The sequence below is a fragment of the Anatilimnocola aquadivae genome (assembly GCF_049819085.1).
Lineage (GTDB): Bacteria > Planctomycetota > Planctomycetia > Pirellulales > Pirellulaceae > Anatilimnocola.
In genome coordinates this window covers 2,404,271-2,419,454 of record NZ_CP187419.1, presented here as the reverse complement: position 1 = coordinate 2,419,454, position 15,184 = coordinate 2,404,271, and the positions used below count along the sequence as shown (strand labels likewise).

Below are 15,184 nucleotides of genomic sequence, written 5' to 3'. Positions count from 1 at the left end.
TATGCGTTCACTTTTGTTAGCCTTTGCAGCCGTTCCGCTCCTCGCTCTTACTGCCAATGCGCAAGTTCGCGTGGATGTCGGCAACGGTGGCGTGAAAGTCGACGCCCCCGGCGCTCGCATCAACGCCCCTGCGACTGCCGCTGCAGCCACCGCGCACCGCGGTAGCAAACTGATGGGCTTGGCCGTGAAGAATCGCGAAGGCGAAGATCTTGGCAAAGTCGAAGATCTCGTCATTGATGAACGCGGTCACGTTCGTTACGCAGCCGTCTCGTACGGTGGCTTCCTCGGGTTTGCCAACAAGCTGTTCGCAGTGCCATGGCGAGCTTTGACGGTGAAGCACGACGTCAACAACAGCAGCTACTACGTCGAATTGAACGTCAACAAGAAGTACCTCGAAAAAGCCGAAGGCTTCGACAAGGATAAATGGCCCTCGTTCGCCGATCCAACCGTCAATCAAAAGATCGACGAGTTCTATCTGAACGAGCAAGTCAATCCAACCGTGAAGCCCTAACGAATCAGTCAAGCTTGAGTTTCTGCTGATGCGGCCAAGTCACTCCACAGGAAAGCGCGGCATCTTCTGACGAAGATTATGGTACGAGACTTCTGACCGACCCCCGCAAGTTGTCTCGACCTCACCGCCACGGTGCAACTGCCCACGAATCGAAGCTCAGCTTGATGACATAAAAGACGGCCTGGGTTCGGAAGTAATTCCGAGCCGAGGTCGTCTTTTTTTATTGCGCGCCGTACAATGCACGCCCCAATTCTTTCATCACCTGGAGCGACACGAACATGCCCGACACGCGCAACGACCTGCCCGCCGCGAAACGCACGAAGATCTGCAAGCTCCTCAACGAACGCCTTCGCGACAGCATCAAGCTGGGGCTAAATGCTAAGCAGGCTCACTGGAATATCAAAGGCGAGAACTTCATCGCCCTGCACAAGCTGTTCGACGAGGTCTACGGGGAAGTGGAAGACTATGTCGATAACCTGGCCGAGCGAATCACCGCCCTTGGTGGCTTTGCCGACGGCAGCGTCGCTTCGCTTGCCAAGTCTGAAGTGCCCGATCATCCCGTCAACAAGAGCGATTGGAAGGCTCACACCACGGCATTGGCCGATGCGCTGGCCGCGTACGGCAAGCTGGTGCGCAAAGACATCGATACTTCCGACGAACTGGGTGACAAAGGAACGGCCGACCTGTTCACCGGCATCAGCCGAGGCGTCGACAAGTACCTGTGGTTTGTCGAATCACACCTGCAGGGCTAAATCCGCTCGCGGCGAAATTGGCCGCTCCGCACTAACTGCGGGGCCCCTCTTTGGGCAGCGGAATACTTTCGTCCCGGACACGAAAAAGCCCCAACCGGGGGCAGCCAATTGGGGCCGAACTGCCTGTCTGTTACCAGCCCGGCCGCTCTACTGACACCTATCGTCAGCGCACCTGCCGAACGTGGGGCGAAAATCAACTTTCCGTACGGTTCCGTACAAATGGTGAAAATCGTTGTAGTGTTCGGATCTACAGAGAAAAGCCACTCCTCAGCAGCTTGATGGTTGGTGTCGAACCATTCGACACCAATTTGCTTCCCCACACGCAGCGGGCTAACATGGCGGCGATTCGCCGGATCAGCCAAAAACCGATCCTGCCTCCGCAACGTGACCACCTTTTAGCAACAAAGGGCTCTCCCGCATGAAACGCTGCTTTCCCCTCTTTGCCATTCTCTCGCTGCTAGTGCTTGCACTCACCAGCGGACCAACGACCGCCCAGGGTGCCGATAAGATGAAGACCATCGGCTCGATCAAAACGATGGATCCTGCCTTCAGCAAGCTGCTCGCGCCCGGCGCGGCGATTGAAGTCCTCGGGGAAGGCTTTGACTGGACCGAAGGCCCGCTGTGGCACAAGCCGGGCGGCTATTTGCTGTTCAGCGACATCCCGCCAAACAAGATTATGAAGTGGGACCCCAAGACCGGCGCCGTCTCGCTGTTTCGCGAGAAGGTCGGCTACACCGGTGCCGCCAAGTTCACCGGCGAAGAGCCCGGCACCAACGGTCTCACACTCGATAGCAACGGCCTGATCGTCGCCTGCTGTCACGGCGATCGCTGCATCAAGCGGATCGAGAAAGACGGCAAGCTCACCACGCTTGTCGACAAGTTCGAAGGGAAGCGACTCAACAGCCCGAACGATCTCATCTACAACAAGAGCGGCGATCTCTACTTCACCGATCCGCCGTATGGCTTGCCCCAGCGCGAGAAAGATCCCGGCAAAGAACTCGATTGGTTCGGCGTCTATCGCCTGGGTGCCGATGGCAAAGTAACGCTGCTCACCAAAGAAATGACCCGCCCCAACGGCATCGCCTTCTCACCGGACGAGAAGACGCTCTACATCGCGCAGTCCGATCCAGCGGCCGCCATTTGGAAGTCGTTCCCCGTTAAAGCCGATGGCACACTCGGTGAAAGCAAACTCATCTTCGATTCGACTGCTTGGGTCAAAGAAGGTCGTCCTGGTTTGCCAGACGGCATGACCGTCGATCAGCAGGGTCACCTGTGGGCAACCGGCCCCGGCGGCGTCTATTGCTTCAGCAGTGAAGGCAAGCTACTCGGTCGCTTGAACACCGGCGAACGCACTTCCAACTGCAAGTTCGGCGACGACGGCAGCACGCTCTACATCACCGTTGACATGTACGTCTGCCGCGTCAAAACCCAAGTGAAGGGCCTCGGCTACTAAGCCCCGCGTGCCATGAGAAGTTTTTGCCTGTCCCCTCGTGGGATAGGCCTCCCTGCCTGTGTTGCGGCCAGCTCGTCAAAGTTGCCATCCACTCTTCGCTGGGCTAACATCAGGCGCTACGTCCACTGCCGGTGAAACGCATCGGCAAGATGAACAATCCGCCTGGTCCGTTCCCGCCTTTCCCTCGCACGAGGCTCGCCATGCATCGCTGGTCTGTTTGCTCGCTTCTGGTTGTGTTGCTCAGTGGGGCAATTGCCGGTGACTGCTCCGCGCAAGAGTGGACCCGGTTTCGCGGTCCGAATGGTACGGGCGAAAGCGAAGCCAAGACAGTTCCCGGTTCGTGGACCGACAAGGATTACAACTGGGTGGCCGACCTGCCGGGCATTGGCCATAGCAGCCCGGTGATCTGGAAGAACAAGATCTTTCTACTGAGTGCCGATGCCAAGACAGCTGCCCGTCATGTACTTTGCCTGAATACGGCCGATGGCAAGATCGTCTGGCAACGAGATTTTCCTGGTGTGCCACATCACTTGCATGTCCGCAGCAGCTTTGCCTCGTGCACTCCCTGCGTCGACGAATCGCAGGTCTATGTCGCCTGGTCCGATCCCGAGCACACCTGGTTCAAGGCCTTCGATCACGACGGCAACGAAAAGTGGTCGCTCGACTTGGGGTCGTGGGTCAGCCAGCACGGCTTTGGCCAAAGCCCGATGATCTACAACGACCTGGTGGTGATTACTTGCTCGCAGGAACCCTCGAAGCAAGCGGGAACGCCCGAACCGCGCGAGAGTTTTATCCTGGCCGTCGAACGAGCAACCGGCAAGATTCGCTGGCGGAAAGATTGCGTGATCGATACCGCTTCGTATTCCGTTCCCACGATTCGTAAGAACGAAAACGGTGCCGATGAACTAGTGATGGCTTCGACGGCCGAAGGCCTGTTCGCCGTCGATCCCAATACCGGCAAGACCAACTGGGCGACGAAGGTTTTCAAGATGCGCACGATCAGCTGTCCGCAGGTCGTGGGTGGGCTGATCTTTGGCAGCACCGGTTCGGGCGGCGGCGGCAACTATGTGGTCGCGGTGCGGCCCGGTCCGCAGCCTGAATTGGTTTATGAAGTAAAAAAAGAAGCTCCCTACGTGCCCACGCCCGTCGCTCGCGGGAACCTGATGTTCCTGTGGTCCGATAAGGGGATCGTCACTTGCATCAATGCCGAAGACGGCAGCAAGGTCTGGCAACAGCGGGTCGGTGGCGTTGGTAACAGTGGTTCGCCGATTCGCATTGACGACAAGATCTACTGTGTCGATGAAGCTGGAACTGTGTTTGTCGTCGGGGCTACTTCGGAATTCAAAGAACATGGCCGCATGGACCTGAAGCAAGAGTGCCGTTCGACACCGGCGGTCTCGGATGGTCGGCTGTACATTCGCACGCTCTCGAAGCTCTATTCGATCGGTAACAAAAGTGGCTCGTGAGTGATTCTCGCTGGAGTTTTTGGCTCGATGTTGGTGGCACCTTTACGGATTGTCTTGGACGGCGGCCGGACGGTGTCTTACTGCGACGCAAAGTGCTGAGTTCGGCTCGCACCAAAGGCAAGCTGGTCGAGGGGACAACGCCAGCGCGCTTGCTTGATCCCGCGCGCGGTGAGCCAGACGATTTTTGGGCCGGCTATGTCCTGAATGTGCTCGATGCCCGCGGACAATCGTTGGGCGCGAGCCCGATTCTGCATTCACGGCAAGCCGATCATTCGCTGCAACTGGCGGAACCACTGAGTGAGTCACTTAGGCTCGCGGGGCTCGCGTACGAGATTCACTCGCCCGAGCCCGCGCCGATCCTGGCGATTCGTCTGTTCCTCGGCTTGAAGTACCACGAACTGATTCCGGCCTGCGAGGTAAGACTCGGCACCACCAAAGGGACGAACGCGCTGCTCACTCGCACCGGCGCAAGTACCGCCTTCGTCACGACGCACGGCTTTGGCGACCTATTACGGATTGGCTATCAGAATCGGCCTCGCTTGTTTGAACTGAACATTCACAAGCCCGAGCCTCTGCACGAAGTGTCGATCGAGATCGACGAGCGCATTGCCGCCGACGGGACCGTGCTGAAGCCACTCGATACAGCGGCCATTCATCGGCAACTACAGCAACTGCGCGACGACCTCAAGATTCAATCACTGGCTATCTGTCTGCTGCATGCCTGGAAGAATCCGCAGCATGAAGAGCAGGTAGCCGAAATTGCGCGGAGCATCGGTTTTGCCGATGTGAGCGTATCGCACCGAGTATTCCCGGGTATGAAGATTGTCCCCCGTGGCGATACGACGCTCGTCGATGCCTACCTTAGTCCCGTGCTGCGCGACTATGTGCGGCAGTTGCAATCGCTGTTGCCCGGCAGCGACCTGCGGCTGCTAACATCCGCCGGCTCGCTCGTTCGGGCCGATCATTTTTCGGGCAAGGACAGCGTGCTCTCCGGTCCTGCGGGGGGCGTGACGGGCTTTGCGAAGGTCGCCGAGGCCGCAGGCTTCTCCAGTGCCATTGGTTTTGACATGGGTGGCACCAGTACCGACGTCGCTCGTTACGCGGGACAGTTTGAAACCGAATACGAAACGCAGAAAGCGGGCGTGCGATTGGTGACACCAATGCTGGCCGTCGAAACTGTCGCTGCCGGTGGCGGGTCGATCTGCCGCTGGGATGGCGTCAAGCTGACTGTTGGTCCCGCCAGCGCTGGTGCGGAACCGGGACCCGCCTGCTACGGCCGTGGTGGTCCGCTCACGGTTACCGATTGCAACTTCTATCTCGGGCGGATTGTTCCCGCCCACTTCCCCTTTCCACTCGACCTTGCGGCGGTCGAAGCCCGCTTGCAAGAAGTCGCCGCCGCACTGACCGAGAGCCACGCGCCCGCGCGCTCGCCAGCGGAACTGGCCAGCGGCTTCATCGCCATTGCCAACACGCATATGGCCGCCGCCATTCGCTCGGTCTCGATTGCCCGCGGCTATGACGTGCGCGGAGACCTGCTGGTTGCCTTTGGTGCGGCCGCTGCTCAGCACGCGTGCGCTGTCGCGCGGCAATTGGGCATGAAGCAAATCCTCAGCCATCCGGATGCGGGCGTGCTGAGTGCGCTGGGCATTGGCCTGGCCGATGTCATCAAGCACGAAGTGCTGCCGCTCTATCGCGATTGGCACGATCTTGCCCCGGACGAACTCGATCGCCTGTTCGAACGATTAGCGGAACAGGCCCGCCTGGCCTTGCAGACCGAAGGAGTCCCCGACGAGCGAGTTCACCTGGCGCGGCAACTCGATTTGCGTTATGCGGGAACCGATGTGCCCCTGACCATCAATCAGCCCGCCGATCTCGACTGGCCCGCTGCCTTCGCGGCCGAACATCAGCGGCGCTATGGGTACGTGCAAGCCGGGCGGGCGCTGGTGATCGCCAGCGCGCGCGTCATCGGCACCGGAAAAAGCGGTTCGCACCTTGCCCCTTCGACGCGCATTGCCGAGCACTCAGCCCAGAGCGAGCACACGCATTCGCTTGTTGTTGCAGGTGGTGCGCAGACGGTGCCGCTCTTCGAACGCACCTCGCTCGGGCCCGGCGCGGTCATCACTGGCCCCGCACTAGTGGTGGAACCGCTGACCACGACGATCATCGATGCAGGCTGGCAAGCCACGATGCTCAGTGGTGGTGAGTTGCTGCTAACGGGTCGGGAGGGCGAGGCTCCTGCCGAGCCCCTGCGTTCGGGTCACGATAGTGCGGCGGATCCTGTCTTATTGGAAATCTTCAATCAGCAGTTCACGGCGATCGCCACGCAAATGGGGCACACGCTGAGGAACACGTCGGTCAGTGTAAATGTCAAAGAGCGGCTCGATTTCAGCTGTGCGATCTTCACGCCGACCGGCGACCTGGTAGTCAATGCGCCGCACATCCCCGTGCATCTGGGCGCGATGAGCGAAACGGTCCGCAGCGTGCTGCGAGATTGCCAGCCTCTGTCGCCCGGCGATGTGGTGGTGACCAACGACCCCTATCGCGGCGGTTCGCACCTGCCCGATGTCACGGTCGTCACGCCGGTGTTCAACGTGCAGGGTGAATTGCTGTTCTTCACGGCCAGCCGTGCGCACCATGCCGAGATCGGCGGGACCACTCCTGGCTCGATGCCACCGTTTTCGAAATCCCTGGCCGAAGAAGGGGTGCTGATCCGCAATTTCAAAGTCCTTGCCGCCGGTAGCCAGCGATTTGATGAACTCGCGCAGTTGCTGCAGTCGGGCCCGTTTCCCAGTCGCGCGGTCGAGCACAACTTGGCCGACATTCGCGCGCAGATCGCCGCCAACCAGCAAGGAGCCAGCGAATTGAACTCGCTGGCCGACCGATATTCGCTGCCCATCGTGCGCGCGTACATGCAGCACATTCGTACGGCGGCCGAAACGAAGACTCGCCAAGCGATTGCCCGCTTGCCGCTGGGGACGCGGACGTTTGTCGATCATCTGGACGATGGCACGCGCATTGAAGTAGCCATCACGGCCCGCTCGGCAGCCGACCACGCCAACAAGCCTCTGCAAATCGACTTTACCGGCACCGCGGGCGTGCATCCGGGAAATCTGAATGCGAACCGGGCCATCGTCACCGCTGCGGTCCTCTATTCATTGCGGCTGCTCGTCGCCGAAGACATTCCACTGAACGAAGGCGTCCTGGCGCCAGTCGAACTGGTCATTCCACCAGGGCTGCTCAATCCGCCGGCCAGTGAACGAGCCGAAGATTGCCCGGCGATTGTGGGGGGCAATGTCGAAACTTCGCAGCGCGTCGTCGACGTCTTGCTCGGTGCCTTCGATCTGGCTGCAGCCAGCCAGGGGACGATGAACAATCTGCTCTTTGGCGATGCCTCGTTTGGCTATTACGAAACCATCTGCGGTGGCAGCGGCGCGACGGCCACGGGCCAGGGTGCCGATGCGGTTCATACCCACATGACCAACACGAGAATCACCGATCCGGAAGTCCTGGAGCATCGCTTTCCCGTCAGGCTGCATCAGTTTGCCATTCGTCACGGCAGCGGCGGCAGCGGCGAACATCGCGGCGGCGATGGCATCGTCCGCGAACTCGAATTTCTGCGTCCCATGACCGTCTCGCTGCTGACGCAGCGGCGGGGCGACTACTGCCCGTTTGGTCTGCACGGCGGTGCTGCTGGAGCAACAGGACACAACGTGCTGATGCGAAGTAACTCGCCGGTGGAGATTCTACCCAGCGGCAGCCAATTGAACGTCAGCGCCGGTGATCGCCTGATCGTCGAAACACCCGGCGGCGGTGGCTGGGGAACAAAAAATCTTCGTCCTTCGCAGCCTTAAACCGTTGATGCCAATCAGACCATTTGCCCGAATCAGATCGTGTTGGCAGCGGTCGTACGGTATCCTGGAAAGTGCCGACTTTCGCCCGCGATCCCTCAGGCACCCCGCCCGCCATGCGAACCAACCTCTATCTCTTCGCCGTACTGCTCGCCTTTATCACTCAGGCGGTCAGCGCCGCGCCGTTTGTCCCTGTACGCGATCCGCAGGTGGTCGCCTTCTCACCCAGTGGGACGGTCGTGGCGACTGGCTGCTCGGGCATGTCCGACGGCTCGTTTCCGCCGCGGCCGCACCCCGACGTGCGCAAGTGCGCGGTCGTAGCCATTTGGGATGTCGGCACCGGCAAACGCCTCGCCCGCATGGAACTGTTCGGCGACCTGACGCAGCTGGCATTTTCGCCCGACGGCACGCTGTTGGCCGTATCCCGCCTCTTTGTCACCACCGATGGCGTGCCCATGCACGAGGTCCGTCTGTGGGACGCCACCAGCGGCCGCGTGGTGAAGGTGCTCGATCGTTGTCACGCTTTTGAGTTCTCGCCCGATGGCGAAAAGCTGGCCGTCGTCAGCCGTAGCAAATGTGTGATCTACGACCGCAATGATTGGAGCAAAGAGCACCTGATTAAGCCGCTCGGCGGCTGCGCGAGCGTCTCCTTTCTACTCGACGGCACGTCGATTGTCGGCGTTTGCCGCGAGCAACAAAAAGTCCAGCCTGATCAATACCTGATTCGCAAGTGCGACATCGCTACCGGCAAGCTGGTGCAGGCATCGCAGCCTTTGACGCAGCCGTTTTATCGTGTGGCAATTGCTCCCGACACGCTGCATTTAGCAACCGGGCATGACGGCGGCAATGTGCTGCTCTGGGATCTGGCAAACCTCACTCCGCAAACGCGATTGCAAACCGGCGTGAAGGGAATCGCCCATCCGTTCTTCTCTGCCGACGGCAAGTACATCGCCGCCGGCTGTCAGGACAACGGCGACGTCGTCATTTGGAAACTCAACAGCGGCGAAGAGGCCGGCCGCTTCACGTTCGAGAAGGGAACCTTCCGGACTTATCTGACGCGCACCGCCGACGACACCTTTCGTCCCGAAAAAGACCCGGCCCGCTTCGCCTTCAATCCCGAGAGCACCGCCTTTATGGTCGGCAGCTACGGCGGCATCATTCGCCAAATCGAAGGGGGCCGCGAAGTGATGCGGTTCGGGGATTAGCATTCGCGTTGCCATCATCCGCCGCCACTAGATAGACTTAGGGTATGTCAGCCGTCAAAAAACTACAGCCGATTTCCGTAGCCGACTACCTCGCTGGCGAGCTCGTCTCGCGAGTCAAGCACGAGTACGTGGGCGGCCATGTGTACGCGATGGCGGGAGCCCGCGTGGCGCACAATCGGATTGCGACGAATGTGGTTGGCCTGACGCATGCCCAACTCAAGGGCAAACGCTGCCAACCGTTCAACTCCGATATGAAGGTGCATGTTCCCAAGCCGCCGCAGGAGCGGTTTTACTATCCGGATGCCTCGGTGGTATGTCAGTCGAATCCTGCTGAGGATTCGTATCAGGATCAGCCGGTGGTCATCTTCGAAGTGCTGTCGCAACAAACTCGCCGGTTGGACGAAGGGGAAAAGAAGGACGGCTACCTACGGATACCATCGCTGGCTGTCTATGTTTTGATTGAACAAGAGGCAGCGGCCGTCGTCGTTCATCGCCGTACCGCGAGCGGTTTCGTTCGCGAGGAATTTGTCGGGCTGGATGCGACAATCCCTCTGCTTGAAATCGAAGTCTCGCTGCCACTCGCCGAGATTTATGCTGGCGTGGAGTTTGTCCCCGAGCCGGTTGAGGAATGATCGAACCGCGCACGAAAAAAGCCGCCCTTGAAAGAGGGCGGCAATGGTCGTGCTGCTGAACGTGCACCAGTCCGCGCGGCAGCGTATCGCAGCAGCGGCCGGTGTGATGGCAACAATTATGTTTTGGCAGCCAAAGCTTCGCGAGCGACTACGGAGCCTGACGAGCAGCCTGTTGGGCTTCCAGGTCGGTCTTGTAGGCCTTCATGGCGGCAGCTTCACGCTGCAGCTTGAACTCGGGGCCTGGGGCGAAGTATTGGATATCGTCCTGGATGTAATAGGCGCTCGGCAGGGTTTGCCCCGCTTCGGTCACCTGGCAGCCCGTGTTAGCCACAGCGGTGATCGCCAGGCCAGCGGCGGCCAGTGTCAGTTGCATCCAGCGGTGCGAGGTAGTCTTCATGGCGAGCATCTCTCCATCGCAGAGCCTTGCAGGCCCTGGTTACGTTCGATCCAGCGTTGCTAGCGGGCGATTGTCGGCAACCGGCAAATACTGCGCGGCCGCTACAACCGGACCTCTCAACAGCAGTCAATATCGACGGCCCCGCTGGCAGACTTTGACGAAAGGGAGACTTTTTTCGAATTTGCTGCTACTGCGCCTCTAACGAACAAGCCGCCTCCGGGGTTTCCATGGCTTTTGCACATCTGGCTGCTTTGCCAGCTCGACCAACTTGTCCAACCAGATACCGCTAATTGGACAGCAGTTGCCTCTTAATCCCGAGAATGGCGCTAGGTGCTGTCCAAATAACGCACTCTTGTTTGGACACCCCACTTTTGCGGTTTGACTGTCGATCACGACTTGCCGACTGGGGGCCTTGATTGCTACACTTCTGGGTTCGCAAATCACCGTAACCGGTTTGATTCCTAGGTTTTTGATTTTGTTGGGATAAGTTCACATGGGTGTTAAGAAGACAGGTCGCGGACGTCGGAAGTTGGGTCGGAAGAAGCGCCGGATGCGTGCTCGCATTCGCCATCGCAAGTAATCGCCCGCTGTTTGTCAGCCGGCGAACCCAAAATTCGAGTTACCGCCGGAACGAAGTCGTTTGGGCCGATGGTTGCGGGCTGCGCCGCCGGATAACAGCCGGGGGTGTGGCCGCACGATGGGGGCATTCGCAAGATGATCGATTTAGCTGCACCAAACCGTCGACGCCGGGCCGATTTCCCGTCGCTGGAGAATCTGTGCGACCATTGCACCGCTAAGTGCTGCAAGTACTTCGCGCTGCCAATCGATACCCCCACCGAACCTAAGGATTTCGATTACATCCGCTGGTATCTGCTGCACGACCGGGCGACTGTCTTTATCGATGACGATGTCTGGTACTTGCTGGTCCACACCACCTGCCGGCACTTGCAAAGCGACAATCGCTGCGGCATCTACTTCACCCGGCCGCAAATCTGTCGCGACTACCACACCGACGCCTGCGAATACGAAGACGACTGGACCTACGACCACTACTTCGAAACGCCCGAACAGGTCGAAGAGTACGTCGAAGCTCGCTACGGTCGCGGCAAAGGCCAGAGTATCCGCAGTCCGCAGCCCGTTGGCTTGCCGCTGATCTAACTGCGAACTCGGCAAACATCTTTCGTGTCGTGGTGTAACACCCCGGTCGTAATTGAAGCTGTGTGAGAATATGTCCAAACAAGAACTCATCGTCCCACGCACGCTCAAGGGCTTCCGCGATTACCTTCCCGCGGCGATGATCCCGCGTGAGCGTCTGATTGCCACAGCGCAACGGGTCTATCGCTCGTTCGGCTTCAGCCCCATCGATACGCCTGCGCTGGAATACCTGGAAGTCTTGACGGGCAAAGGGGGCGAAGAGTCAGATCGGCAGATGTACCAGTTCAAGGACAACGGCGGCCGAGATGTCGGCATGCGATTCGATTTAACCGTGCCGCTCGCTCGCTTTGCCGCCGAGCATGTGAACGAAATCGGTCTGCCTTTCAAGCGATATCACATCGGGTCTGTATGGCGAGGTGAAAACACCTCGCGCGGTCGCTATCGCGAATTCATGCAGTGCGATTTCGACACCATCGGCACCAAGAGTGTCGCCGCCGATATCGAAACGGCTGTCGTCATTCACGAACTGATGCGGGCCATCGGGCAGACATTCGGCTTTAGCAACAGCTTCACTATCCGCGTCAACAACCGGCAGGTCCTCAGCGGCTTGCTCGCCAAGCTGAACCTAGCCGAGAAGAGTGTGCCAATCCTGCGCGCTCTCGATAAACTCGCCAAAGTCGGTCGCGAAGCGGTCGCTCAGGAAATGATGACTGCCGCGGAAGCCACCGCCGAGCAGGCCGAGCAAGTGCTGAAGCTCGCTGAGATTTCCGGCGACAGCGACGCGATGCTTTCGCAACTGGGCACACTGCTGGCTGGCAATCCACAGGGTGAAGAAGGAATTGAACGCTTGCGACAGATCCTTCGCGGCGCACAGGCCAGTGGAGTGGAGGCCGGCAAGCTGGAACTCGATGTGAGCATTGCCCGCGGCCTCGATTATTACACAGGCGCGATCTTTGAGACGTTTCTCGGCGACTTGCCCACCATCGGCAGCGTCTGCTCCGGCGGTCGTTACGACAATCTCGCGGCGCTCTTTACCAAGCAGGAGCTACCCGGCATCGGTGCCTCGCTCGGACTCGACCGCCTACTTGCCGCCATGGAAGAACTGCAACTGATCGAAAAAGTCAGCACGCCGGCGCCGGTGCTGGTGGCCTTCTTTGATAAAGACCGCTTGAACGACTACCTAAAGATCGCCGCGATCATTCGCCGCGCCGGGATCGGCGTCGAGCTGTTTCCCGATGCCAAGAAGCTCGGGCAGCAGCTGCAATATGCCGACAAGCGAGGATTCAAACTTGCCATCATCGCTGGCTCGCGTGAACTGGACGCCGGCATCTGCCAGGTGAAGAACCTCGCCAACAGCACGACCGAAGAAGTGCCACTCGAGCTGACAGCAGCTGAGCCAGGGGCCCAGTTGGTCGAAAAGTTGCGGTCTCTGCTCGCCTAAGTGCCTGCTAGCGGCGTCAATTCTTCTCTCACCGGAATAGTCCCTTTGCCGGTTGTGCTGGATTCTCCATTCTTCCGGCATGTGTCAATTTTCCCGCTCGTTGCGCCGATGATGGTGGTAGCAATCGTGCCGAGCCATGAGCGTCGCCCGTAACGACGTTCATGACGCACGCACGACCCCGCTGTGTCGCCCACCGCGAGCGCCGGCGGCCTTTGACCCAGAAGCTGCTCAAGGATGATCCGCTTATGCGTAACCTCGTCTTCATGGCCTTGTTGGCCACCGCCGCCCTGAGCATGGGCTGCAACGGAATTCATAAACGTCACGGCGGTTGCCAAGGCGGCAAGTGCGGTGGTGGAGCTTGTGCCGGTGGCGCGTGTGGCGGTGCCCACGGCGGCCAATGCGCCGAATGTGGCGGCGGGTATGCCGGAGCCGGAGCCTATGGCCGACATAGTGGCGGCGGCGACTGTGGCCCTGGCGGCTGTGGTGGTCACGGTGGGCATGGCGGTGGTCATGGCGGCCACGCTGGCTCGCGCGGCCTGGGTGGTGTGCCTCACCACATGAGCCGCGAGTACAACGGTCCTCAAGGACCACCGTCAGCTCAAGTCGCTTACCCTTACTACACCACTCGCGGCCCGCGCGATTTCTTCGCCAACGACCCGCCGAGCATCGGTAATTAAGACCGTGGCTTAGGCTTCAAGCCCGAGCACTCGCTGGTTCAACCGGCCGAGCTGGTCCAAAACAACTCCAGGGGGGAGACTCCGGCGATCGCTTTCAAGTGGTCGCCGGTTTTATTTCTTGGTGGGTAGAATGAACCGGTCGTTCGCTTGATCGCTCAACCATTGCTTCGCGAAGGAAATCGGTGTGACACGTCTCTTCTCGGGAACCGCCTGGGACCAACCGCCGAAATGCGAACGCTGCGACAAGTTGCAAAGTGAGTGCCAGTGCCCGAAGCATCTCAAGGGCCTGTTGCCGCCAGAAAAGCAAACGGCCAAGGTGGCCGTCGAGAAGCGCAAGAAGCAAAAGCTGGTGACCGTCGTGCGCGGACTATCGCCTACCGAGAGCGATCTGGCGGCGCTACTCACCAAGCTGCAGACCAGCTGTGGTGCTGGCGGCAGTGTGCAAACCGATGAGATCGAGATCCAAGGCGATCACGCCGACCGCGTGCGCGAACTGCTGAGGACGATCGGCTACCGCGTCGGCTGAGCGGCCTTGCGTCGCGGTTTCTTCTCGCCGAGCAGGCCAGCAATCTTGCGACCTGTCACCGAGAGGGGCAGCTCGGCTAGTTCGGCGAGTGTCACCCAGCGTACCGTAGAATCTGCTTTTTTCGGGTCTCCCGCGATGTACTTGGCATCGAGCACTTGCAGGGTGATGCGAAACCGCGTCACTCCGTGACGCGTCGTCGTCAAATGAGACACCGGCTCGATCTTTACGCCCAGCCAACTTTCTACATGCTCGCGGGCGTTACTGAGCCAGTGAGGATCGGTCGCGGCTGCCGAGGCGAAGCGAGGAAAATCCCATAGCCCGGCCCAGCGCTCTCCAGGCTGACATTGCCGCACGAGAAACTTTGCCGCTCGACGCACGACTACGGCGGTCTCGGTGACATCGGTGTACTGCATCTTTTTTGCCGCGAGCGGAATCTGCTCCGTTAGCCCTTGAGCTCGCGCGGCACAGCAAAGCGCCACCGGACAGGCCTCGCAGTGAGGCTGCCGCGGTGTGCAGATTTCGCTTCCCAACTCCATCAGCGCCTGGTTGAACGCGCCGCAGCGCTCAGCGGGCAAGATTGCTTCCGCCACTTCCCACAGCTTGGCCTGCGATGACGTCGACCGCGGATCATCTCGCAGGGCGATCAAGCGGCTAAGCACGCGAATGGTGTTAGCTTCGAGAATCGGCAACCGCTGGTCGAGACCAATCGAAAGAATCGCCCCGGCCGTGTAACGACCGATGCCCGGCAGCGCGCGAACCGCTTCATAGCTGCGAGGAAACTCGCCGTTGTGGTCAGTAACGATCTTCTTCGCCGCGGCATGCAACTGCCGCGCGCGCCGATAGTAGCCGAGTCCTTCCCACAATCGCAGCACGCGTGCTTCTTCGGCAGCGGCCAGCGAACGAACATCAGGAAAGGCCTGCAAGAACCGCTCGTAGTAGCCAACAACCGTGGCCACCTGCGTCTGCTGCAGCATGATCTCGCTGATCCAGATGCAGTACAAGTCGCGCGTTCGTCGCCAGGGCAGGTCGCGCGCACTGGCATCGAACCATTTGAGGATCGAGCGCGCGAGCTTACGGCGCAGGGGCGCGGACTGAAGCAGATCGAGGACCGGTTCTTCCAT

At 59.9% G+C, this 15,184-nt stretch carries 13 protein-coding genes; 11 read left to right on the top strand and 2 right to left on the bottom strand.

All coding sequences use genetic code 11. From position 1 onward, the window contains the following. The first annotated feature begins 1 nt into the window (after position 1). From NA78x_RS09740 to NA78x_RS09710, 7 genes are all read left to right on the top strand, one after another. On the top strand, positions 2–511 hold the full coding sequence (locus NA78x_RS09740; RefSeq protein WP_425618246.1) for a PRC-barrel domain-containing protein: 510 nt from the start codon (positions 2–4) through the stop codon (positions 509–511). 257 nt (positions 512–768) lie between these two features. Next, on the top strand, positions 769–1,263 hold the full coding sequence (gene dps, locus NA78x_RS09735; protein WP_425619442.1) for a DNA starvation/stationary phase protection protein Dps: 495 nt from the start codon (positions 769–771) through the stop codon (positions 1,261–1,263). A gap of 418 nt (positions 1,264–1,681) precedes the next feature. Next, positions 1,682–2,716 carry an SMP-30/gluconolactonase/LRE family protein gene (locus NA78x_RS09730; protein WP_425618245.1) on the top strand — a complete coding sequence of 345 codons (1,035 nt, stop codon included), beginning with the start codon at positions 1,682–1,684 and terminating at the stop codon, positions 2,714–2,716. A 200-nt stretch (positions 2,717–2,916) separates the two neighbouring features. Further along, positions 2,917–4,182 carry a PQQ-binding-like beta-propeller repeat protein gene (locus NA78x_RS09725; RefSeq protein ID WP_425618244.1) on the top strand — a complete coding sequence of 422 codons (1,266 nt, stop codon included), beginning with the start codon at positions 2,917–2,919 and terminating at the stop codon, positions 4,180–4,182. Beyond that, positions 4,179–8,033, top strand: coding sequence for a hydantoinase B/oxoprolinase family protein (locus NA78x_RS09720; RefSeq protein WP_425618243.1), 3,855 nt, complete (start codon positions 4,179–4,181; stop codon positions 8,031–8,033). Before NA78x_RS09725 ends, NA78x_RS09720 begins: the two co-directional genes overlap by 4 nt. A gap of 113 nt (positions 8,034–8,146) precedes the next feature. Next, the gene (locus tag NA78x_RS09715; RefSeq protein WP_425618242.1) at positions 8,147–9,235 is read left to right on the top strand and encodes a WD40 repeat domain-containing protein; all 1,089 of its coding nucleotides are present in this window, start codon (positions 8,147–8,149) and stop codon (positions 9,233–9,235) included. A 44-nt stretch (positions 9,236–9,279) separates the two neighbouring features. Next, positions 9,280–9,867, top strand: coding sequence for a Uma2 family endonuclease (locus NA78x_RS09710; protein WP_425618241.1), 588 nt, complete (start codon positions 9,280–9,282; stop codon positions 9,865–9,867). Between the two features lie 148 nt (positions 9,868–10,015). Here NA78x_RS09710 and NA78x_RS09705 read toward each other — a convergent pair whose 3' ends face one another. After that, complete coding sequence (locus NA78x_RS09705) at positions 10,016–10,264, bottom strand: hypothetical protein (RefSeq protein ID WP_425618240.1); 249 nt, start codon at positions 10,262–10,264, stop codon at positions 10,016–10,018. Between the two features lie 714 nt (positions 10,265–10,978). Here NA78x_RS09705 and NA78x_RS09700 point away from each other — a divergent pair. The 4 genes from NA78x_RS09700 (at position 10,979) to NA78x_RS09685 (ending at position 14,063) form a co-directional block, all read left to right on the top strand. Then, positions 10,979–11,422 carry a YkgJ family cysteine cluster protein gene (locus NA78x_RS09700; protein ID WP_425618239.1) on the top strand — a complete coding sequence of 148 codons (444 nt, stop codon included), beginning with the start codon at positions 10,979–10,981 and terminating at the stop codon, positions 11,420–11,422. Positions 11,423–11,492: 70 nt separating this feature from the next. Next, positions 11,493–12,860, top strand: a complete 1,368-nt coding sequence (gene hisS, locus NA78x_RS09695; protein ID WP_425618238.1) for a histidine--tRNA ligase — start codon at positions 11,493–11,495, stop codon at positions 12,858–12,860. A gap of 245 nt (positions 12,861–13,105) precedes the next feature. Continuing rightward, positions 13,106–13,537 (top strand): hypothetical protein, encoded by a 432-nt coding sequence (locus NA78x_RS09690; protein ID WP_425618237.1) that lies wholly within the window; start codon positions 13,106–13,108, stop codon positions 13,535–13,537. A gap of 184 nt (positions 13,538–13,721) precedes the next feature. Next, positions 13,722–14,063, top strand: coding sequence for a translation initiation factor (locus tag NA78x_RS09685; RefSeq protein WP_425618236.1), 342 nt, complete (start codon positions 13,722–13,724; stop codon positions 14,061–14,063). On the opposite strand, the gene mutY is transcribed toward NA78x_RS09685, so the two are convergent. Then, positions 14,048–15,184: an A/G-specific adenine glycosylase gene (mutY, locus tag NA78x_RS09680; RefSeq protein ID WP_425618235.1), complete on the bottom strand. Its 1,137-nt coding sequence runs from the start codon at positions 15,182–15,184 to the stop codon at positions 14,048–14,050. The genes NA78x_RS09685 and mutY overlap by 16 nt on opposite strands.

Excerpts from the sequence above, each read along its gene's own strand:
- NA78x_RS09740 (WP_425618246.1), top strand. The coding sequence starts at position 2 with ATGCGTTCACTTTTGTTAGCCTTTGCAGCCGTTCCGCTCCTCGCTCTT.
- NA78x_RS09730 (WP_425618245.1), top strand. The coding sequence starts at position 1,682 with ATGAAACGCTGCTTTCCCCTCTTTGCCATTCTCTCGCTGCTAGTGCTT.
- NA78x_RS09725 (WP_425618244.1), top strand. The coding sequence starts at position 2,917 with ATGCATCGCTGGTCTGTTTGCTCGCTTCTGGTTGTGTTGCTCAGTGGG.
- NA78x_RS09715 (WP_425618242.1), top strand. The coding sequence starts at position 8,147 with ATGCGAACCAACCTCTATCTCTTCGCCGTACTGCTCGCCTTTATCACT.
- NA78x_RS09710 (WP_425618241.1), top strand. The coding sequence starts at position 9,280 with ATGTCAGCCGTCAAAAAACTACAGCCGATTTCCGTAGCCGACTACCTC.
- NA78x_RS09705 (WP_425618240.1), bottom strand. The coding sequence starts at position 10,264 with ATGAAGACTACCTCGCACCGCTGGATGCAACTGACACTGGCCGCCGCT.
- NA78x_RS09700 (WP_425618239.1), top strand. The coding sequence starts at position 10,979 with ATGATCGATTTAGCTGCACCAAACCGTCGACGCCGGGCCGATTTCCCG.
- hisS (WP_425618238.1), top strand. The coding sequence starts at position 11,493 with ATGTCCAAACAAGAACTCATCGTCCCACGCACGCTCAAGGGCTTCCGC.
- NA78x_RS09690 (WP_425618237.1), top strand. The coding sequence starts at position 13,106 with ATGCGTAACCTCGTCTTCATGGCCTTGTTGGCCACCGCCGCCCTGAGC.
- mutY (WP_425618235.1), bottom strand. The coding sequence starts at position 15,184 with ATGGAAGAACCGGTCCTCGATCTGCTTCAGTCCGCGCCCCTGCGCCGT.